Raw genomic sequence first — 19,294 nt, 5'->3', positions numbered from 1 at the left:
CATAAATTCACTCATGAATGGTGGAACTCTCTCCTTAATAGGGCAACTTCTGATTCTTTTAGTGTCATGGGATCGACGAATAGTATGAGCGTTGCTCCTTTTATCATCAGATAGTCTTTTAAGCTCACTAGGAACTTAAAGACGCTTCTAAAGCCATTGTAAATAATGAGATACTCCAGACAATCTATGATAACCGTAGTACCGTTGTTTTCAGACGTAAATCTTATTGCTATGTCTTGAAGAACATGAAGAGCAGTAGGTGAAACTCCTTTGGAATCTGCCGTTGTTATCCACACTATTTTAACGTTGTTGCTTTTGTTATATAGGTGAGGATGCCTGGTGAAAATCAGCACTGGGCCTTTGAGGTTTCGCATAAGCTTGGCAATCTCTTGAGTGATTTCTGAAGATAGCACAAGATATGCTGTTCCGGGGGGTTTTCTCTTTTCTTCAGAAGTGCCAATGGAGGTAAGGGGAATATAATAACTCTCTAGGGTTTTCATCATCGAGATGAATATCCAAATTAAACCTCCAATTGAGATGATATGAGTTATGACGTGAATTTCATTGGAAAAAGGTATGTGAATGAACAAAACCAGCACATCTACGAGCCTGCCAAGGGTTCCAATTGCTGAGAACACAGCAGCCAGCATCATTAAGAGCCTCAGATTTCTTGGGTACTTGTTAACTCTGAGGCTGATGAAAACAGTTAAAGAGAGTATCATTAGAAATAGAAAAACTCTGTAAAAGAGAGAGGTTATATTTACCATACCACCTCAACCTCATCTGTTCTAAACCTTTGATTGACAATCGTCTCCTCGATTCTAAATGTTATGCCAGCTTTGTACATTCTCAGACCGGTGTAGGCTATCATTGCACCATTATCACGACACAAATCGTAAGGCGGGACAAAGAACTTAACCCCTCTGTCCTCTGTCATTATCTTTAACATCTCTCTTAATCGGTTGTTTGCAGCAACTCCACCTACCAAAACTACCTCCTCTTTTTCAGTATGTGCTACTGCTCTTTCAGTAACCTCAACCAGTGCGGCAAATGCCGTCTCTTGGAAGGAATATGCTATGTCTTCGATTCTGTATTTTCCGCTTTTGAACTTTCTAACGGCTTCAGTTAAAAGACCTGAAAAGCTTAAATCCATACCTTTGACGGCATAAGGTAATTCAATGTATTTCTCTCCCTTTTGGGCGAGCTTTTCAATTTTAGGCCCACCTGGAAAGCCTAACCCAATCTCTCTTGCAAAAGTGTCGAGGGCATTTCCGATTCCGATATCCAAAGTCTCTCCAAAGACCCTGTATCTTTTGCCTTCGAGGGCTAAAACTTGAGTGTTTCCGCCGCTTACATACAAGCCGACAGGGTCTTTAATCCCAAACATCTTCGTTATTTCGACGTGGGCAATGCAGTGGTTTACGCCTACAATTGGCTTGTTGTACTTTATCGCTAGAGCCCTCGCTGCTGTGGCAACTACTCTCAGACAAGGCCCTAACCCTGGACCCTGAGAAAAAGCTATAACATCAACATCTTCAATTGAAATTTTGGCTTCTTGAAGGGCTTTCTTTAAGAGAGGCTTCATGAGCTTTGCGTGATGCTCGGCAGCTTCTTTGGGGTGAATTCCCCCTTTCTCAGTGGTGAGAGTATCAAATACGTTGGCGAGGACTTTATCTTCGGTAACTATCCCAATGCCCAATGTATGTGCTGTTCCTTCAATTCCTAAAGCAATCATTGTTTTGGGTGTTATTGTAGGAACTTAAAAACATTTAGGGTTATTGTAAACATAAAGAATTTGCAAGAAAAATTGACAAAACTTAAAACATAAAAACAGGTACTTATTCTCTTTATTCTGTTTTGTAAATCTTATCCTCAAAAGTCACAAAGTCCGTCCATGCTGCATGGGCTAGGAATTTGAACTTCAAGTTTGGCTTGCCATTTTTGAATGCCTCACCTTTGTAGCTCCAGCCAACAACTTCACTAACAAACCACGTGTGGTCACCATAATCCCTTGCATCAACAACTCTGCACTCAATGTTTGCCAATGCCTCCCTTATGCTAGGTGTGTCTATTTTCATTGAGGGTACCAAAGTAATGTTCATTTCCTTAAGCTTTGATGGACCGCTCTTTGTTCCGGCAATCCAAACATCTCTAAGCATATCCAAGCTTGGAACGCTCACAACGAACTCTTTGTATTTGCTGATTAGTCTGTGAGTATATCTCTTTGGTGAGACTGCCACTCCAACCATAAACGGTTCGTGTGATAGTATAGTTACCCAATCAGCTGCCATAACATTCACTTCCTCGCCGTGGCCTGAAACTATCAGATAGGTTCTCATCGGGTACAATAGCCTATATGCATTCACTCTCATCACCAAGTAAGAATAAAGAAAAGCTAGTAATTAAATCTTTTCCCTCAAGCTGAGCCAATACAGTGCTTTTGCCGCTCTTTCGGGTGTTAGAAAGTTCTTAATTCCTCTCTCCGCCAGAAGCTTAACTCCTTCTCTAACGAGCTCTCCAGCCATGAAGTTCACTATTATTGGCTTCTCGCATTTTGCATCAATTACAGCTTTTGCTATCTCTTCACTTGGGATGAAAATTGGAGGCACACAGATTACAAGCAAGGCGTCAACGTTTTCATCTTTCCCAACAATCTCAATTGTTCTCTTGTATCTTTCATAATCAGCATCCGCAATTAGGTCTATGGGATTCTTAACGGAACACTGGGGAGGTAGAAATTCTCTGAGAGCTTTTACAGTTTCCTCACTAAGCTTTGCAATCTCCAAGCCTAAGCGTTCAGCTTTGTCCGTTGCCAAAACTCCAGGCCCGCCAGAGTTTGTTATAATTGCTATTCTCTTTCCAGCTTTCTCATACATCTCAAAGGCCTTGGCGGCATCAAAAAGCTCCTCCATCTCTTCAACCTCTATTGCGCCAAACTGGGCAAATGCTGCTTTATAAATTTCATAGCTGCCAGCTAATGAACCAGTATGGCTCTGAGCAGCCTTTGAACCGCTCTCGCTCTTTCCAGCTTTTAAAATTATCACGGGCTTTTTGGATGTAGCATATTTCAAAGCTTCAATGAACTTTCTCCCATCTTTGACACCTTCAATGTACAAAGCTATTATCCTAGTATTCTCATCGTCAGCGAAGTATCTTAAAAAGTCGCTCTCCGTTAAATCTGCGGCGTTTCCATAGGATACAAAAGCGGAGAAGCCAATTCCTTCTTCATTCCCCATTGCTAAAGCTGCTCCACCAAAGGCTCCGCTTTGAGAAATTAAAGCTAAGCCCCCTTTTTCAACCCTAACCTCAAAGGAACCGAAGAATTTGCCATGAACTCCGAAGATTCCAGCACAGTTGGGGCCTATAATTCTAACTTCCTTCTCTCTCGCTTTTTTAACTAATTCTCTCTCAAGTTCAATATTTCCAATCTCACTAAAACCAGCAGAAATAACAACGGCACCCTTAATTTTGTCCCCAATTTCCTCAATTAATTCCGGAACTAGCTTTGCAGGAATTGCTATTATAGCAACATCCACTTTTTCGTCGAGCTTTTTCTTTATCCCAAACTTCTTTCCAGAAATTTCTAGTTTTCCCCCTTTTGGATTGATGGGAATTACCTTCCCTTCAAAGCCTCCCTCAACAATGTTTTTTAGAATTTCATAAGCTATCGCTCCCTTTTTGAAAGAACCAAATATCGCAACGGAAGAAGGATAAAAGAAGAAGTCTAAATCCATTGCTTCACCTCCTGCGTTTTCTCAGAAGCAGCGGTAGTAAAGCTAATCCCACGACAATCCCGGGCCCACAGATTTTCTTCTCCTCAAACACCATGGTGACCTTGTTTTCGGTAATTTTGTTGCTCACCATTACAACGTCTTGGTTATTAGGCGGCACTATGTGAACCTTGTCAAACTTGAAAGGTAGCTTTACCGTGACATTCCACGTCTTTTTTGTCAGGGTCTCCTTATATTGAAGCATTGGCTTTGCCTCTCCAGAAAAAGTTACGCCATTTTCTGTGCTTTTTATGTCAAATTTGATTAAATCCATGGTTCTGTTAAATTCATCAATGAGCTTTGCAATGTGATACTGCTGAGGCTTCATTCCAGTCATTGTTCCATTGAAGTAAACTACACCTCCGAAGGTATCGTATTTGATTGTTATTATTTTTGTAGTTTTGTTGAGGAACTCTTCAAATGGTATTATTGTCGTGGTATTTGACCTCTCCCTCTCAAAAACTGTCTCGTTGAATGTGAGCACGATTATCGGGAGGTAGTTTCCATTTTCCCAGATTGCAACATTCTCAGTAAACTCTTTTGGCGCTGGAGCTAGGTTTACAACATACATTTCCTTTGGAAATACAAGCGTCAGCTTCTTCCAGGTATATGCAAAGACATGGTTTTTGAATAAGAAACGCATTGGACCATATACAGAGCTCTGGAGTGTCTGATTTTTCTCAACGAGGAAATTGTATATCTTAAAATTCACAACTGCAGTCCAGTTTTTGCTAATTTTAATAAAACCTGTCTCTGGGATGACAATCATGGCTTCTTTGGATTTTTCTTCCACTTCTCTCTTGAAGTTTCTATAAATGAGGGAGTAAACCATCTTTTGGAACTCATTGTTGGCACTTTGGGGATTTGAAATGTTTAAATTGGTGAGGTATGCAATAAATGCGGGGTCTATCAGCTTAGCGTTTATTTTAACCATTGCAGTTCCGCTGGGATAGACTGTTATATACATTTCTATGTCAAAAAGCCTTTGTGGCTCGTAAGCAAAAGCTTGATTAGCAAAACTTAATGCAGTGATGAACATTAGAACAAGCACAAGGCCCTTTCTCATTTTTCTCACCTCCCTAAACTTTTTGTAAGTGGATACAAAAATTTATTGGTGCAAATGTTGAAGGGATAAACATGAGATACAAAAAAGTCGTAGTCGGTGGGACTTTCGACAGGCTCCACTTGGGTCATAAGGCTTTACTTAGGAAAGCCTTTGAAGTAGGAAAATATGTATACATCGGTTTGACTTCTGATGAGATGATTAAGAACAAGCTTTATGCTGAAAAAATTCTCCCTTATGAAGTCCGCTTGAGGGATTTAGTGAAGTTCTTTGAAGTTAACGGATACAAAAATTACCGCATAATAAAAATCCACAATGCGATAGGATTTGCTGACAAGCTGAAAAGCTTAGAAGCAATTGTCGTTAGTGAAGAAACCTATAAGGGTGCACTGATAGTTAATAAAGCGAGGGAGGAAAAAGGATTAAAGCCCTTGGCAATTGTAAAAATAGGAATAGTTAAGAGCAAGTTAGGATGCAAGATAAGCTCATCCCTCATAAGGGCTGGTCTTATTGACCCATTTGGAAATCCCAAGAGGTGATAAAATGAGAGTTGTAACAATTGGCGCTGGTCTTGGAGGTCTTTTAACTTCAGCATTTTTAGCAAAAGCCGGTCATGAAGTAGTTGTCTTAGAGAAATCATCTTTTATTGGGGGTAGATTCACGAACTTGCCGTATAAGGGTTTTCAGCTCTCAACTGGAGCTTTGCATATGGTTCCTCACGGTGAGGACGGACCGTTAGCTCATCTCCTTAAGCTTCTCAACGCCAATGTGAAAATAGTGAACTCAAACCCAAAAGGGAAATTCTTCATTGATGGAAAGCTTTATCACTACAGGGAAGGGTGGAAGTATCTTAGCCTGAAGGAGAAAGCTAAAGCAATGAAGCTTTTGGCAGAGATAAAAGCAAACCGTCTACCGAAAGGAGAAGAGGCTCAGATGAATGCTTGGGAGTGGCTGAGCGATAAAATTGGAGAGAATGAATTTGCTTATCTCTTCATAAAGAGCTTTCTCGGCTGGGCTGTGAGCTTAACCCCAGAGGAAGTTCCGGCGATTGAACTGGCTAAAGAGATTAAGGCTACGCTTAAGTGGGGAGGCCCAGGGCTGATTAAGGGTGGCTGTAAAGCTGTGACGGATGAGCTTGCTAGAATTGTCAGAGAGAATGGCGGAAAGATAATAACGAGAAAAAAGGTCGTTGAGGCTGAAGAGAGTAAAGTTGTTACGGCCGATGGTGAGGAGTATTTTTATGACATCTTAATCTCAAACATTGGAATTAAAGAGACTGTCGAGCTCTTTGGACGGGAGAACTTTGACAGAGAATATCTCAAAAAACTCGATTCATTAAAACCAGCGGAAGGGATAAAGATTAACATTGCACTGAAAGGAAAGCCAAGAATTGGGAATACAGTAGTGTTCACCCTCGATACAAAGAGAATTAACGGCTACAATGAGCCCTCAGCTTTGAGTCCAGAATTAGCTAAGGAAGGCTACACTTTGATTATGACTCACCAAGCTCTGAGGAGCAGAAACATAAAGAAGGAGCAGAAACTGGGCATTGAAGACTTGCACTACCTCTTTCCAGAGCTTGAGGAGGAAAATATTCTCCTAATGCAGACATATCTTGACGGAAATCCAGTTAACAGAGTAGCCTCTGGGCAGCACTTGGACTTTCCGATGGAGAATGTTTACATTGTTGGGGATGCCAACAAAGGTGATGGCGGAATAGAGGTCGAAGGAATTGCTCTTGGAGTTATGAAAGTCCTTCAAGCTCTAGGACTTGGAAGATTCGATGAGTGGTACCTTTAATTTTTCTTACCTTTGTAAAGCTTTCTGCAAATTTTTCGAACTTTTTTCTAAATAAAACATTTTATCACTAAGAAAGTCTTTTATCAAATATTTGTGAAAAATCCATTCAGAGGTGAGTGTCATGAGGAAGAGAGTTGTCATTGCATTGGGTGGAAACGCTATTCTCCAGAGAGGTCAAAATGGGACTTATGAGGAACAGATGGAAAATGTGAGGAAAACTGCAAAGCAGATTGTTGATATAATTCTTGACAACGATTATGAGGTTGTAATCACCCATGGAAATGGCCCTCAGGTTGGAGCTCTTCTTCTGCACATGGATGCTGGGCAACAACTTTATGGAATTCCGGCTCAGCCGATGGACGTTGCTGGGGCAATGACTCAAGGGCAGATAGGTTATATGATACAGCAGGCTATAACAAACGAGCTCAAGCGGAGGGGAATTTACAAGCCTGTTGCAACAGTTGTGACTCAAGTTTTAGTTGATAAAAACGATCCAGCTTTTCAAAACCCCTCTAAGCCAGTTGGACCATTCTACGATGAGGAAACAGCCAAAAAGCTTGCCAAAGAGAAGGGATGGGTTATTGTAGAAGATGCCGGTAGAGGGTGGAGAAGGGTTGTTCCATCACCAGATCCCAAGGATATAATTGAGAAGGACATAATCAGAGATTTGGTCGAGAAAGGCTTTATTGTGATTGCTTCTGGTGGTGGTGGAATTCCCGTAATAGAGGAAAATGGGCAGCTCAAAGGTGTTGAGGCTGTTATTGATAAGGATTTGGCTGGAGAAAAGCTGGCTGAGGTTGTTAATGCCGATATCTTCATGATCCTCACAGATGTGAATGGAGCGGCAATAAACTATGGAAAGCCGAATGAAAAATGGCTCCATAAAGTTACTGTTGAGGAGCTCAAGAAGTATTATGCAGAGGGGCACTTTAAGAAGGGCAGCATGGGGCCTAAGGTTTTAGCGGCTATAAGATTTGTAGAGTGGGGCGGTGAAAGAGCTGTCATTGCTGCACTTGATAAAGCAGTTGAAGCATTGGAGGGCAAAACTGGAACCCAAGTTGTCAAAGAGTGAGCTTTTTAGCGCTTTTAACTTTTTAAAGCATTACTTCCGCTTATTCTTTAACAATGGAAAGCTCAGCATAAATAACGTAAAATAAACCTTACTCTAGCAGTTTTGGATTAACCAAAATTTATAAACTCCCCATTTAGAGCCAAAAAGTTTTTATTTACTTCTTACTTTTTCACATAGCGAGGCTTAAATAAGGGTGAGAGAATGGGTAACTATTCTAAAATTGGGGAAGGGGAAGATACTATGCAAGTAAAAGTGGATCCAGAAGAAATTAAGAGAATAAAAGCAGAGATTGAAGCTCTTGAAAAAGAGAAGAGAGAAATTCAAGCCAAGCTTGAGGAGCTTCAAAAGGAGTTGAATATTTGGATACAGAAAAGAGATGAAAAGAATAATGAAGTTAAGCAGCTTAGACAAAAGGCTAGAGAATATAAGCAAAAGAGAGATGAAGTAAACAAGCAAATACAAGAGCTCAAAAAGAACAGAGAAGAGATCAATGCAAAGCTTGACCTTCTTTATCAGGAGATCCTTGAGTATAGGACAAAGAGGGATGAATATAATCAGCTGAGAAGACTTAGAATGCCAAAGGAGAAAATTGAAGAGAGAATTGAGAAGCTTGAATGGGAGCTTCAGACAAATCCAAACATAACTCCTGAGAGGGAAAAGCAGATTGTTGATCAGATTCAGGTTTTAGCGACGGAGCTTGAGATAATCCAGCAGGCAGAGAGATTCCACCAGAGGCTTCAGGAGGCCAGAAAGAAAGTCGAGAGCTTGAAGAAGGCAAGAAGAGCAATAAGCTTGGAGATTCAAAAGCTGGCAAACCAAAGCCAGCAGTTCCATGAGCAGATGATTAAAGCATACCAGCAAGCAGATGAGATAAAGAAGGAAGCAGATGAATATCACCAGAAAGTTATCGAGCTTAGGGAGAAAATAAGAGAAGTCAGGAGACAGCTCCGTGAGATTGAGAGGAAGATCATGGAATACGACGAGAAGCACAAGGAATTAATTGCTTACAAGCTTGTTGCAAGGATGAGGGCAAAGAGAGATGCAACATTTGAGAAAGCTGTTGAGGCACTGGAGAAGTTCAAGCGCGGTGAAAAGCTTACGCTGGATGAAATTCTGCTGTTGCAGAGATACAACCTGGTGTGATTCATGGAGATCCTCAAACATGAAGGCCCTGGAAGGCTGGGGTTAGTTAGGTTAAAGGATAAATCTTTCAGGACTCCTGCTTTGGTGAATGTAGACTTTACCTTATCTCCCTTCAATTCCTACTTCTATCCGAAAGACTTTTCTGAATATGACTTCAACTTAGCCCCTTCCATACCGATAAGCTTCTACACGCCGAGCGAGATTGTGGAAAAAGCGTTTTCCCGTTTAACTAACATTGATTACTCAAACTTCAATGCTTTTTACCTCCCAGCGATTAGAGACGTTGAAAAGCTTGAGAGATTTCTTGATGAAATTCTAGCTAACAACAGCTTTGATGCCCTCTATTTGGGCAATTCAAAGGTTTTAGTTAAAGATTATCGCAGATTTGTGCAGACCTTGAGAATGATTAGGGAAAAAGACCCCAATTTAATGATAATCACCGATCTGGAGCCCTTCTTTTATCCTTTGGCCGTTTATCTTGGCGTTGATGCATTCGATACGCGCTCTCTAAAGCTGTATGATTTTCACAAAAAAGCTTTCACTATGTATTCACCTCTGCTCTGGGAAGAGGGAGAGAACTCTTTGGAGTTTGCCCAGAAGGTTCTCTCCCTCGTGAGGAGAGCCCTTGAAGAAGGCAAGCTGAGGTATTTAGTTGAGAACTTCTTCTACACTCAGAGCCATGCAGGAATTTTGAGGATAGCTGATAAAGAGCATAGCGACTATCTCGAAAAGTACACGCCAATTCAGAAAGATACTGTCTATTTCATTAGCGATGCTTCTCAAAACAGACCCGAAGTTAAAAGGTGGCACCAGAGAGTAATAGAAAGGTTTGTTCCCCCAAAAGCTGAGCTTTTGCTTTTGTTCCCATGCTCAGCTAAAAAGCCTTATTCGAGATCAAGGAGCCACACTCTCTATAGAAAAGCTCTGCAAGAAGCTTTAGGCTCTGGGATTTATAAGATTCACGAGCTTATTCTAACTTCTCCTTTCGGTGTTGTTCCAAGGGAGTGGGAGTGGCTGGCTAAGTATGATATCGTAGTCACTGGGCATTGGAGTGAGGAGGAGATAAGCTCGGCAGCAGAGCTTTTGGCGAAAACCCTTGAGAAGTATCCGGATATTCCAATAGTTGCTCACCTCGATGAGGCTTATGTCGAGATTGCAAAAAGAGCAAGCGAAATGAGCGGAAAGGAAATAATTTTTGTCCCCGTTAAAAATGGCACAACGTCAAGAGAAAGTCTAAATGCTTTGAAGAAGACTCTTGAAGAGCTCGGCTTAGATTTAAAGGCTGGAAAAGAAGATAGAACTTATCGCTTCTATGAGAACATTAGGAAAATCTTTGACTTCTACTTTGGTATTGGAGCTGGAGGTGCTGTTCTTCCAGATGACGCCCAAATTAAGGGCTCAAGGATGCTGAGGATTTTCGTCGAAGGCAAGCAAACCGGAACTTTCCAAGATGGCGTAATAAGCGTAACCCCTTACGGAATGCAACGCATTTACGAGGCGACAAAGAGCTATTATGTTAGGATTGACTTCGATTTAAGGGGAGATGTATTTGCTGTTGGTGTGAATGAGGCTGATAGTAAAATAAGACCGGATGATTTAGTTGCTGTTGTGAGAGATGAGCAAGTTGTTGCCGTTGGAAAAGCTGTTCTAAGCGGGGAAGAGATGATTAAAGCTAAGCGTGGAGTTGCCGTTAAAGTTAAGAAGAGGGCTTAGAGATGCCCAAGCACATCAAAAAAGGCGTCAAGCTTGAACATCATCTCCTCAAAGGCATTCTGCCGGCTCTTGAAGAGATTGCGGAGATAGAGGGAGTTAAGAAAGTAATTCCGGGGAGGATTTATGCCAGCGATTCGCGAGGCTTCGAGATTAAGGTTGTTAGAGAAACGCTGACAGGATTAAAGCTTTTAGCGAAGAGTGACGGCAGTGTTCAGGAAATCTTCTTGGTTGTTGATAAAGCTGATAGGGAGCGAGTTAGGAGAGAGATAGAGAGGATTAGTGAAAAGTGGAAGAAATCTTAAAGCTCTCTCTTCCCTTCAAAGAACTCCTCAAGCTCTTCGTCGCTAATTTCCTCATCAGAATCAAAATATCCAAGCTCCCTCTTCTGCAACTCAATTAATCCCGGCGTAAGCAAAAGCTTTCCATTCAGCTTTGGGACGGCATAATGCAAAGTAATCTCACTGAATTCATCGAGCTTTATCGTTGGATTTTCTTCATACTCTATTTCCTCCAAGCGTTTGCCATCAGCAATCAGCTTTGCAACTATCGCTGCACCGTCTATAGAGTACTGCGGCTTTCCAATGTGCCTAACTTTTACACCTTCCATCTTCGAAGTTATGAACTCCTTTGTCCTCCCTCTCGGCACGGCATCCCCTAGAATTCCTCCGACAACAATTATTGTATCCTCCTCTATATCTTCGGGCTTAAGCTCTTCCTTAGCTTGCAGGTCAAGGACTATTATCTTTGACCTATCAAAAGGAAACTTTGTAACGCTCTCTGTAATAACGCTTCCCAATTTTGCGAGCTTTTCTCTTTCATCTTCTCTAACATTGGTGAAAATCAGCTTATCCTTCCACCACTCGCTTACATGCTTGTATTCGAGCCAGAGCCACTCGCTTATCTCCTCAAGGTGCTCGATAACCAAATACACCATTTCACTCACCGCTGAAAATTAGGGAGACTCTTTTAAAAGCCTATGCCCACTTATTTTCATGAGCTATCGGAGAAAATACGCTAGGATTGCAAGGTGGTATGAGCTGTTAGAGAAGCCTCTTGACAGATTTTTCTGCCCACTAAGGAGGAAAGCTTTAAGTTTTGCCAGAGGGAAGGTTCTTGAAATCGGCATAGGGACAGGAAAGACGCTCAAATATTATCCGAGGAACGTTGAACTCTATGCCGTTGATGGAACACCTGAAATGCTGAAAATCGCCGAGGAGAAAGCTGAAAAGTTGGGAATTACCGCTAAGTTCTATATAATGGAAGTTGAAAATTTGAAATTTTCTTCAGAGAGTTTTGACACTGTGGTTTCCTCCTTTGTGTTCTGCACAGTTAAAAATCCCAAAAAAGCAATGAAAGAGATTAGGAGAGTTTTAAAGCCCGATGGTAGGGTGATATTCATTGAGCATACGAAAAGTGATTCAAAGCTGATAAATTTATTCTTTCTGCTTCCGATGAAGCTCATTCTGTATCCTATCTTGGGGGATGACACCTTGAGGAATACTCATGAGCTCATTAGAGAGTTTTTTGATGTTGAGCTTGAGGAGAGCTATTACAAAGGGATAGTGCGGCTGATTGTGGCTAGGAAAAGGGAGTAGAGCTTACATCACACAACATTCGTAGATTATTTCAACATCTCTTATGGTTTTGGCCCATTCAATGACTTTTCTTGGGGGATTCGTTATTCTATCCACCCCAGCTAAAATTGCACCTTTGTCGAACTCTAAACGCCATTTTCCAAGGGGGCGCATGCAGCCGATGCTCAGCTCTCCATCAAACCTTTCTCTTGCATATCTGACAACTTTCAAGCTCTCTTCAACGCTTGGCTTTTTAACATTCTCCATCTCACTTCCCTTTGTTGGAATCAGCACGTCCAAAACGAGGACATCTATTGGATACTCAACGAGCATGTCTATTGCTTTATACTCCCACCAAATTTTTCCAAAATCGAGCCCAATGGTTATATGCGGTGCAACTCTAACGCCGTTTTCTGTTAAGATGTCTAAAATTTTGAGATAATCTTTGACAGTTTTGTCAATTTTGTATACTCTTTTTATCACTTCATCAGCCCCGACAAAATCCAGAGATACTGCATCAACGTATTTAATCCACTCTAAATCTTTTTCATCAATGAAACCAACGTGAGCATTGAGCTTCAGCTTAGTTTCTCTCTTGATGGCTTTTATTTCTTCAGCAAACTTGTCAAGCGGAACTTTTAACCGATTATCAAGTCCTCCGCTGAGGAGACAACCCACACAGCCTTCCCTTTCGAGGCTTTTGCAGTATTCAACTAAAGATGAGCGGGTAACCTTCAGCATTCCCTCTAAGTAATGTCTCCCGCAGTGAGCGCAGTTCAATGAGCAATAGTTCCCGGTGAGTGAAATTGAGGGGAATTTAATTCCGGGGATGTAAATCTTGAGCTTTCTCATGGGACATACCTCTTTATTTCATAAAGTTCCACTCATCTCTCCCATAGCGCTCTTCAATCAGTTTTTCAGCGAGTTCAAGCTCATAATCTGTAAGTTGACCCTCTTCAAGTGGAAACTCTTCAAAGAACTTCTCCTTTAAAAGCTCATAAGCATCGCTTCTGCTGAGCTTTATCCCTTCTCTCTCAAGTGTTGTAACCCTCTCCCAGATGCTCTTCACTCCTTTATCGGCAAGCTTTTTCTTTGAGACCTTTAGCACTGAGGCCAGAATATCAAGCCTCGTTGCATACATAAAAGTTCCATGCTGTAGAATTACTCCCTTCCTTCTCGTTTGAGCAGAACCGCTGATTTTCTTTCCATTTGCTATGATGTCATTCAGTCCAGAAAACTCAGCCTTAATGCCAAGTTCCTTCAAAGCTTCAACTAAGGGAGAAGCTAGCAAGCGATAGCTTTTGTATATATCTCTTAAATCTGGATGTAAATCCTCACCAACTACAACGCTGTAGGTTATCTCCCCATAGGCGTCGTGGAAAACGCTCCCTCCGCCGGTTATCCTCCTCACAACCGGAATGTTAAGCTCTTGGCATTTCTCTAAGTTAACATCATGCTTAATGCTCTGAAACCTCCCAATGGTTATTGAGCTTGGCTTGAAAACATACAATCTGACTGTATCTTCGACTTTACCCTCAATTCTCGCTCTTAAGATTGCTTCATCAATTGCCATTTGAACTTCAGGGCGGGCAATAATCAATGGGATGAACCTCATAATATCACCAAAGATTAAAAAGAATTGAGAGCTTAAAAAGGTGTGCGATGATGACGCCTAAGCCCTTCTGAAGGGTGATGAAAGCGGTCACCACTGAGCGGTCAGGGGCCGATTAGGTCATCACAGTTCAGCTACCTACCCTCACATCATCCCGGGATATTCAAGTTAAGCCCAGCCTTTCTCTGATTTCCAGCGGGATCAGACCAATCTTTGGAAAGACGAGTAGAGCTTTTGCCTCAACAGCCTCTTGTGGAACACATGGTAGGATTTCTCCACCATATGGATACGGATCAGGTGCAGGGTTGTTGTCTCCCCAAGTAACAAAACAAAGCTCTTCCTTACCGTTCAGCACAAGCTTTTCAATTGCCCTAACTCTGTGGATTATAGGATACTTAGTGTATGGCCTTTTGTAGACAACTACATCGCCGATTTTTATATCCTCTGGCTTAACCCCTTTGAGAAGCACGACATCGCCCCTATAAAACACGGGCTCCATTGAACCGCTTACAACGATGACAAGGGGCGAATCGGTGTGCAGGACTATTTTTAGCCCGTTGTGTATTGCAAATACGACAATTAGTGAGATTATAATGAACGCAAGGTCATTTTTCCAGTTTTTTATCTTCTCATCCATTTTAGCGCCTCCATTAAAGTCCTAATTTTAGTAGGTATTGCTCCTATAGCAGTGCATGTTTCTAAGCTTATTCTTTTGCCATCTGTTATGTCCAAGTGGTACTCAGCTAACTTAAAGATTTCCTTTGGAAGTCCGTGTCTTCCCAAGCCGACAATCAACATAAAGCTCTCTCCTTTTAGGGCTCTTTTAGCAACTTCTATGGCTGTTATTTCTTTATCCTCATTGGGCTTTCTGGTTGTTGCTATTATATTGCCAAACTGGGGTGGAAATCCTCTTTTTGGAAATTCTAACAGATGAAACTTATTTTTCTTAGCAAGTTCAAGAAGATATTTTCCTCCTTCTCCAATTGTTGTATTTTCGGATATTCTCTCTGCCAAGTCAAGTGGCTTATCATCGAATGGGAATCCAATTAGAGCTAAGTGAAAATCGAATGCATAGCAAATTGGAGCTGCCCTAGCAATTGCCCTTAAATGTGCCTCATGGATTCTCTTAGGATCATATGAGTTGTATAGCGCTAAGGTGAGCATTTTTATCACCACTGGCACTAGGCAAAGTTATTAGACAAAGGTTTTATAAGGATTTAGGGAAAATATAAGTATCATGACTACAATAGACGATATTTTAGTCCTTATAGAGAAAGGTCTGTATGAAGATGCCTTGCTAAAAGTCAGCGAACTTGATGACAATTTAGAGAAAGTCCGTGCACTCAGTTTAATTGCTCTTGATATTTATGAAAAATTTTCAGATGTTTCTCTTGCTTTAGAACTCATGGAAGATGCTGAATATTTTGCGAAGAAGATTAAAGATCCCTTTGATAGAGTCGTTGCTCTGAGCAGTATTGCATCCACTTATTTAACAATTGGTGATAAGGAGAAAGGGGTTAAGCTTTTTGAGAAAGCTCTTGATGAAGCGTTGGACATAGAAGACAGCGGGAAAAGGGTTATCGCTCTTGGAAAAACTTCTTATTATATGGCCATATCCGGGTTTGTAGATAGTGCATTGGAAGCATTTGATGTTGCTTTTGACACATTGATTAGGTCTAAGATGGATTACACTCAAAAGACTGACTACTTAATCAAGCTTGGTGAGCTTTTGGAAGCAACTGGGGATTCTTTGCATTCTAATGATGCTCTGTCTTTTTATGAGAGGGCTTATGATTTATTTGACAAGCTTCACGTGAACATTAAAGCAGCCGTGCTTGAGAAGAAAATTGCCCTTGCAAAGACCATGAAGAAAACGGGAAGTCCTGAATTACGGAAAGCCCTATTGGAAGGAAGATATAACTATGCAATTGCCAAAATTACAAATTTATTCAGAGGGGAGGAGCAGATTATTGGACTCTTAGAAGTTGCCCTTTGGATGAAGAGGGTTGAAACTTCTGAATATAAACAGTTAATCAGGGAAGTCTTGGAGAAAATGAACGCTGTTGATTTTTCTCAAGATGGTATAGGATATATTGCAACTCTGCTCACAGAACTGGGTAGCATTAGAGAGGCTTTAGTATTTGCGAGCAAGATTGCAGACATTAAAAAGAAAAGTGAGGCATTAAAGGCTATTGCTCTTGAGCTTGCTAGAGAAAAAGAACTGGAAGATGCATACAGAGAGTTGTTGAAGCAATTCCAGATGGGGAGGTTAAAGAGAAAGCCCTTCAAGAGTTAATAGAAATTGGAGCAATGCTGTAAACGTTAAATACTCTAAACTCGTTCTTCTCTTGGTGGTAGCATGATCTTTGATGCACATTCTGATTTGCCCACTTATGTCTATGATATGCGAAAAGAAGGGAAAAGCAGGGTTCTTGACAATGAATTCGAGAAGTTCTTTGGGGAGTACATAAAAGCTCGTGTTATGGCAGTTTGGACGAGACCAGATAGAAGGCATCAAGCTTTGAGGTATGGGCTTGAGGTTATAAACCAGCTCTACAAAGATGTCCTTGAAAGCGAAAAGTTTGCAGTTGTAACCACTGTTGAAGAGATGAGAAATGCCATAAAAAACGGTAGGGTTGCTCTATGGCTTGGCTTGGAGGGTGGAGAGCCAATAGAGGACAGCTTGGACTTGCTTGAAATATTTTACGAGCTTGGATTGAGGGTTCTAACATTAACATGGAGCTTAAGAAATGCAATAGGGGATGGTGTCTTTGAGAGAACTAACGGTGGTTTGACTAACTTTGGAGTTGAAGTTCTTGGAAAAGCCGAGGAGCTTGGAATAGTGATCGATCTAAGCCACATAAACGAGAAGGGCTTCTGGGATGCCCTTGAAACGACAGCCTTTCCAGTTATAGCTTCGCATTCAAATGCAAAAGCTCTCTGCGACAATAAGAGGAATTTAACAGATGAGCAGATTAAGGCGATAGCTGAGAGAGGTGGAGTCATCGGGGCTGTGGCGATTCCAAGCTTTGTTGACAAAGAAAAGCCGACGCTTGATAAATATGTTGAGCACATTGCTTACATGGTTGATTTAGCTGGCTATCAGCACGTGGGTCTAGGTTTTGACTTTGTGTATTATCTGAAAGGCTGGAAAGGAGACACCATTGAAGGATTTGAGGATGAGAGCAAAATCCCAGCGCTTTTAGAAAAGCTGAATGAGAAGTTCAGCAAAAAGGAAGTTGAAGCAATAGCTTTCAAGAACTTCGAGAGGGTTTTTGAAAGGGTTGTTGGTTAGGGGCGGAATTTATTGTTTGTGTTTTTGTGTGTTATTTTGTTTTCTTTCGCTTCAGTCCTCTGAGGGCTATGAGGTATGCTGATGTTGTGTGCTTGTCTAGTCCTAATTTCCTCTGCAAGGCTTTTGTTCCGGTAGAAGTTCCAGCGGGATTCACGAAAACTACATCAAACCCATACAGAGGGGCTTTGTATACAATCTTCTCAATTACTGAATTCCTGAACGTGGCAACCTTGTAATTATAATCCTTCCCACACCGTTCACCGTTCCTAATCCAGTAATACTTCAAGTAGCCAAGCACTTTTGGATTTTCAAGAGCAATGGTTGAAACACCGTGATAATACGCATACTTCAAAACCTTATGAATACTCTCGCCAAGCAGACTCCATGCCTTTTTCTTCGGAAAACCTCTTGCCGTAATTTCAGAAAACCAGACCGTGTACGTGTCGAGGAGTTCACCACTCCTGTTCACGACAGCAAGGTTTATTCTATCAGTATTTACATCAATTCCACCAACATTATCACCCAAAGGGCTCTCGAATCGCTTCATGACTTCATGGTAAAAGTCAAGACGAATCATGACTTGAATTTCTCCAAAAACATGCATGCTGTGAGGGTAAAAGTTTGCTTCTCTCACAATAACTCTTGCCGGGTACGCGAGTTCTCCACTCACCGAAAGCTCCACAACCCTATCAAGAACCATCCTGTACCCTCTCGGAAACTTTATATCAAGCATTATCCTCTCAGGATTCTTGGAGTAATCAAAAGTGAGCACTTCCACCTTGTCCTTGTAGAGACGAATGTTTTGATTCCCCTTCTTGTCCTTCTCACCCTCACACTGGAATAAAAGCCAATCCGAAAGCTCAAGCTTTTGAATATCCACCCCAAGCTTTTTCGCTGACTGAAGTGTAGAGTAAACGAGCTTCGCCATTCCATCAATATACCTCCTGTTGGGGAGGATATCCCTCGCCTGTTTTCTTGCGATAGTTTGAAACTTTCTCTCGTGAAAATCCACAAGGGGTGGGCTCTGTTTTACAAGGCTCAAAAGCCTGTGGGCAACTAATTTTGAGAACCAAGATGTAAAGTAAATTCTCCTCGCTTTTTCACCACTTGCTGAGAGAGGAATCGTGAGGGTTACGTATTCAGACATCCTTTCACCTATAGGGGTATATTCCCCGAAAAATTTATAAAGTTTTCTGGAGTATCAAATGCTGGTGGGCTTGGGTTTCCGAGAACCGTAGGGTGATGATGCCCCTGGCAACGGGGGTTGAGCTTCTGCGGTGAGGGGGCTCAAGCGTCGCCGTGATGACCCGCCCTGTGTTGGAGTGATATACTCCGATACAGGACGGGAGAACGGTGGATTTTTAAACTTTCTCTCTTTTGTTTTTCTAAGGTGATTAACTTGAAGCCTGAGTTTCAAGCCTATTTTTTTAACATTTAGAGAGGCACGTAGGGTTCTGCTCTCAAGGGGTGAGGTTAGGTTAAACCTCGATTTGAGAAAAACAAACAGAACTTTTGTTGTAAAAGTTGAGGAGGATAAGATAATTTTTCCCGATGAGAGTGAAGTTGAGAAGGAAATCATCGAGAAGATAGCAAAAGACGATGGCACAGTTTATTTCGTGAAGAATGGACATGTTTTTAAAGCTGCCATTGCTGGTGAGCACTTCTACAAGCTTGTTCCAACGATCCCGCCAACGATAGAGATTAACGGAATAAGAATGCACCGCACCAAAGATACGAACCCTCTCTGGGATACAAGGGCTAAGGTTAAGACCGTTGAGCCAAAAGAAGGTGAATTTGTTTTTGACACGTGCATGGGATTGGGTTACACAGCAATAGAGAGCGCAAAGAGAGGAGCTTATGTGATAACTGTAGAAAAAGACCCAAACGTTATTGAGCTTGCTAAGCTAAATCCTTGGAGCTATGAGGTCTTTCACTCTCAAAACATTCAAGTAATTCAAGGAGATGTTTTTGAGGTTATCAAAAAGTTTAAAGATGAAACCTTTGATGTGATTATCCACGACCCGCCGCGATTTTCATTGGCTGGTGAGCTTTACAGCGAGGAGTTTTATGCTGAACTCTTCAGAGTCCTTAAGCCCGGGGGGAGGATTTTCCACTATGTCGGCAACCCCGGAAAGAAATTTAGGAGAAAAGACCTGCAGAGGGGGGTTATGGAAAGATTGAGGAAAGTTGGCTTTAAAAATGTTAAAAGAGTGGAAGAGGCTTTAGGGGTTGTTGGGAGGAAATTTGGGTGA

At 41.6% G+C, this 19,294-nt stretch carries 21 protein-coding genes; 10 read left to right on the top strand and 11 right to left on the bottom strand.

Translation table 11 applies throughout. From position 1 onward, the window contains the following. Positions 1 to 11 precede the first annotated feature (11 nt). The 5 genes from E3E24_RS01615 to E3E24_RS01595 all read right to left on the bottom strand — a co-directional run bounded on the left by E3E24_RS01615 (position 12) and on the right by E3E24_RS01595 (position 4,836). Positions 12 to 767, bottom strand: a complete 756-nt coding sequence (locus tag E3E24_RS01615; protein ID WP_206205296.1) for a DUF835 domain-containing protein — start codon at positions 765 to 767, stop codon at positions 12 to 14. Continuing rightward, on the bottom strand, positions 761 to 1,735 hold the full coding sequence (locus E3E24_RS01610; RefSeq protein ID WP_167886347.1) for a bifunctional N(6)-L-threonylcarbamoyladenine synthase/serine/threonine protein kinase: 975 nt from the start codon (positions 1,733 to 1,735) through the stop codon (positions 761 to 763). Before E3E24_RS01610 ends, E3E24_RS01615 begins: the two co-directional genes overlap by 7 nt. A 112-nt stretch (positions 1,736 to 1,847) precedes the next feature. Beyond that, positions 1,848 to 2,366 (bottom strand): flavin reductase family protein, encoded by a 519-nt coding sequence (locus tag E3E24_RS01605; RefSeq protein WP_167886346.1) that lies wholly within the window; start codon positions 2,364 to 2,366, stop codon positions 1,848 to 1,850. A 36-nt stretch (positions 2,367 to 2,402) separates the two neighbouring features. Beyond that, entirely contained in the window at positions 2,403 to 3,734 is a 1,332-nt protein-coding gene (locus tag E3E24_RS01600; protein ID WP_167915522.1) for an acetate--CoA ligase family protein, read from the bottom strand. Positions 3,735 to 3,738: 4 nt separating this feature from the next. Further along, positions 3,739 to 4,836 (bottom strand): CGP-CTERM sorting domain-containing protein, encoded by a 1,098-nt coding sequence (locus tag E3E24_RS01595; RefSeq protein ID WP_167915521.1) that lies wholly within the window; start codon positions 4,834 to 4,836, stop codon positions 3,739 to 3,741. A gap of 71 nt (positions 4,837 to 4,907) precedes the next feature. Between E3E24_RS01595 and coaD the strand changes: the two genes are divergently transcribed. The 6 genes from coaD to E3E24_RS01565 all read left to right on the top strand — a co-directional run bounded on the left by coaD (position 4,908) and on the right by E3E24_RS01565 (position 10,863). Next, complete coding sequence (gene coaD / locus E3E24_RS01590; protein WP_167915520.1) at positions 4,908 to 5,372, top strand: phosphopantetheine adenylyltransferase; 465 nt, start codon at positions 4,908 to 4,910, stop codon at positions 5,370 to 5,372. Positions 5,373 to 5,376: 4 nt separating this feature from the next. Beyond that, positions 5,377 to 6,633, top strand: a complete 1,257-nt coding sequence (locus tag E3E24_RS01585) for an NAD(P)/FAD-dependent oxidoreductase (RefSeq protein ID WP_167915519.1) — start codon at positions 5,377 to 5,379, stop codon at positions 6,631 to 6,633. Positions 6,634 to 6,754: 121 nt separating this feature from the next. Next, complete coding sequence (gene arcC / locus E3E24_RS01580) at positions 6,755 to 7,705, top strand: carbamate kinase (RefSeq protein WP_167886341.1); 951 nt, start codon at positions 6,755 to 6,757, stop codon at positions 7,703 to 7,705. 240 nt (positions 7,706 to 7,945) lie between these two features. Then, positions 7,946 to 8,848 (top strand): coiled-coil protein, encoded by a 903-nt coding sequence (locus E3E24_RS01575; protein WP_167915518.1) that lies wholly within the window; start codon positions 7,946 to 7,948, stop codon positions 8,846 to 8,848. A 3-nt stretch (positions 8,849 to 8,851) separates the two neighbouring features. Next, positions 8,852 to 10,561 (top strand): archaeosine synthase subunit alpha, encoded by a 1,710-nt coding sequence (gene arcS / locus E3E24_RS01570; RefSeq protein WP_167915517.1) that lies wholly within the window; start codon positions 8,852 to 8,854, stop codon positions 10,559 to 10,561. A 2-nt stretch (positions 10,562 to 10,563) separates the two neighbouring features. Continuing rightward, the gene (locus E3E24_RS01565) at positions 10,564 to 10,863 is read left to right on the top strand and encodes a DUF2103 domain-containing protein (protein WP_167915516.1); all 300 of its coding nucleotides are present in this window, start codon (positions 10,564 to 10,566) and stop codon (positions 10,861 to 10,863) included. On the opposite strand, the gene E3E24_RS01560 is transcribed toward E3E24_RS01565, so the two are convergent. After that, a complete protein-coding gene (locus tag E3E24_RS01560) occupies positions 10,860 to 11,495 on the bottom strand; it encodes a hypothetical protein (protein ID WP_167915609.1) in 636 nt (211 codons plus the stop codon). The genes E3E24_RS01565 and E3E24_RS01560 overlap by 4 nt on opposite strands. Positions 11,496 to 11,553: 58 nt before the next feature. Between E3E24_RS01560 and E3E24_RS01555 the strand changes: the two genes are divergently transcribed. Then, positions 11,554 to 12,156: a class I SAM-dependent methyltransferase gene (locus tag E3E24_RS01555; protein ID WP_167915515.1), complete on the top strand. Its 603-nt coding sequence runs from the start codon at positions 11,554 to 11,556 to the stop codon at positions 12,154 to 12,156. Positions 12,157 to 12,159: 3 nt separating this feature from the next. Here E3E24_RS01555 and E3E24_RS01550 read toward each other — a convergent pair whose 3' ends face one another. From E3E24_RS01550 to E3E24_RS01535, 4 genes are all read right to left on the bottom strand, one after another. Continuing rightward, positions 12,160 to 12,987 (bottom strand): radical SAM protein, encoded by an 828-nt coding sequence (locus E3E24_RS01550; RefSeq protein WP_167915514.1) that lies wholly within the window; start codon positions 12,985 to 12,987, stop codon positions 12,160 to 12,162. 13 nt (positions 12,988 to 13,000) lie between these two features. Next, positions 13,001 to 13,750 (bottom strand): biotin/lipoate A/B protein ligase family protein, encoded by a 750-nt coding sequence (locus E3E24_RS01545; RefSeq protein WP_167915513.1) that lies wholly within the window; start codon positions 13,748 to 13,750, stop codon positions 13,001 to 13,003. 160 nt (positions 13,751 to 13,910) lie between these two features. Further along, a complete protein-coding gene (locus tag E3E24_RS01540; protein ID WP_167915512.1) occupies positions 13,911 to 14,384 on the bottom strand; it encodes a signal peptidase I in 474 nt (157 codons plus the stop codon). Further along, positions 14,369 to 14,911: a DUF531 domain-containing protein gene (locus E3E24_RS01535; protein ID WP_167886331.1), complete on the bottom strand. Its 543-nt coding sequence runs from the start codon at positions 14,909 to 14,911 to the stop codon at positions 14,369 to 14,371. Before E3E24_RS01535 ends, E3E24_RS01540 begins: the two co-directional genes overlap by 16 nt. 73 nt (positions 14,912 to 14,984) lie before the next feature. Between E3E24_RS01535 and E3E24_RS01530 the strand changes: the two genes are divergently transcribed. Together E3E24_RS01530 and E3E24_RS01525 are read left to right on the top strand one after the other, a co-directional pair. Further along, positions 14,985 to 16,043 (top strand): hypothetical protein, encoded by a 1,059-nt coding sequence (locus E3E24_RS01530; RefSeq protein WP_167915511.1) that lies wholly within the window; start codon positions 14,985 to 14,987, stop codon positions 16,041 to 16,043. 63 nt (positions 16,044 to 16,106) lie between these two features. Beyond that, positions 16,107 to 17,042, top strand: a complete 936-nt coding sequence (locus tag E3E24_RS01525; RefSeq protein WP_167886329.1) for a dipeptidase — start codon at positions 16,107 to 16,109, stop codon at positions 17,040 to 17,042. A 31-nt stretch (positions 17,043 to 17,073) separates the two neighbouring features. On the opposite strand, the gene E3E24_RS01520 is transcribed toward E3E24_RS01525, so the two are convergent. Further along, positions 17,074 to 18,189 carry a hypothetical protein gene (locus E3E24_RS01520; protein ID WP_206205295.1) on the bottom strand — a complete coding sequence of 372 codons (1,116 nt, stop codon included), beginning with the start codon at positions 18,187 to 18,189 and terminating at the stop codon, positions 17,074 to 17,076. Positions 18,190 to 18,463: 274 nt separating this feature from the next. Between E3E24_RS01520 and E3E24_RS01515 the strand changes: the two genes are divergently transcribed. Beyond that, entirely contained in the window at positions 18,464 to 19,294 is an 831-nt protein-coding gene (locus tag E3E24_RS01515) for a methyltransferase domain-containing protein (RefSeq protein WP_167915607.1), read from the top strand.

This window comes from Thermococcus sp. LS2 (assembly GCF_012027375.1).
Classification (GTDB): Archaea; Methanobacteriota_B; Thermococci; order Thermococcales; family Thermococcaceae; genus Thermococcus_B.
The sequence above is the reverse complement of the archived record's forward strand: the minus strand, read 5'-3'. Positions and strand labels throughout refer to the sequence as shown.

Bases quoted from the DNA above. Each gene is read 5' to 3' on its own strand.
- E3E24_RS01615 (WP_206205296.1), bottom strand. From the start codon at position 767: ATGGTAAATATAACCTCTCTCTTTTACAGAGTTTTTCTATTTCTAATG.
- E3E24_RS01610 (WP_167886347.1), bottom strand. From the start codon at position 1,735: ATGATTGCTTTAGGAATTGAAGGAACAGCACATACATTGGGCATTGGG.
- E3E24_RS01600 (WP_167915522.1), bottom strand. From the start codon at position 3,734: ATGGATTTAGACTTCTTCTTTTATCCTTCTTCCGTTGCGATATTTGGT.
- E3E24_RS01595 (WP_167915521.1), bottom strand. From the start codon at position 4,836: ATGAGAAAGGGCCTTGTGCTTGTTCTAATGTTCATCACTGCATTAAGT.
- coaD (WP_167915520.1), top strand. From the start codon at position 4,908: ATGAGATACAAAAAAGTCGTAGTCGGTGGGACTTTCGACAGGCTCCAC.
- E3E24_RS01585 (WP_167915519.1), top strand. From the start codon at position 5,377: ATGAGAGTTGTAACAATTGGCGCTGGTCTTGGAGGTCTTTTAACTTCA.
- arcC (WP_167886341.1), top strand. From the start codon at position 6,755: ATGAGGAAGAGAGTTGTCATTGCATTGGGTGGAAACGCTATTCTCCAG.
- E3E24_RS01575 (WP_167915518.1), top strand. From the start codon at position 7,946: ATGCAAGTAAAAGTGGATCCAGAAGAAATTAAGAGAATAAAAGCAGAG.
- arcS (WP_167915517.1), top strand. From the start codon at position 8,852: ATGGAGATCCTCAAACATGAAGGCCCTGGAAGGCTGGGGTTAGTTAGG.
- E3E24_RS01565 (WP_167915516.1), top strand. From the start codon at position 10,564: ATGCCCAAGCACATCAAAAAAGGCGTCAAGCTTGAACATCATCTCCTC.
- E3E24_RS01560 (WP_167915609.1), bottom strand. From the start codon at position 11,495: ATGGTGTATTTGGTTATCGAGCACCTTGAGGAGATAAGCGAGTGGCTC.
- E3E24_RS01555 (WP_167915515.1), top strand. From the start codon at position 11,554: ATGAGCTATCGGAGAAAATACGCTAGGATTGCAAGGTGGTATGAGCTG.
- E3E24_RS01550 (WP_167915514.1), bottom strand. From the start codon at position 12,987: ATGAGAAAGCTCAAGATTTACATCCCCGGAATTAAATTCCCCTCAATT.
- E3E24_RS01545 (WP_167915513.1), bottom strand. From the start codon at position 13,750: ATGAGGTTCATCCCATTGATTATTGCCCGCCCTGAAGTTCAAATGGCA.
- E3E24_RS01540 (WP_167915512.1), bottom strand. From the start codon at position 14,384: ATGGATGAGAAGATAAAAAACTGGAAAAATGACCTTGCGTTCATTATA.
- E3E24_RS01535 (WP_167886331.1), bottom strand. From the start codon at position 14,911: ATGCTCACCTTAGCGCTATACAACTCATATGATCCTAAGAGAATCCAT.
- E3E24_RS01530 (WP_167915511.1), top strand. From the start codon at position 14,985: ATGACTACAATAGACGATATTTTAGTCCTTATAGAGAAAGGTCTGTAT.
- E3E24_RS01525 (WP_167886329.1), top strand. From the start codon at position 16,107: ATGATCTTTGATGCACATTCTGATTTGCCCACTTATGTCTATGATATG.
- E3E24_RS01520 (WP_206205295.1), bottom strand. From the start codon at position 18,189: ATGTCTGAATACGTAACCCTCACGATTCCTCTCTCAGCAAGTGGTGAA.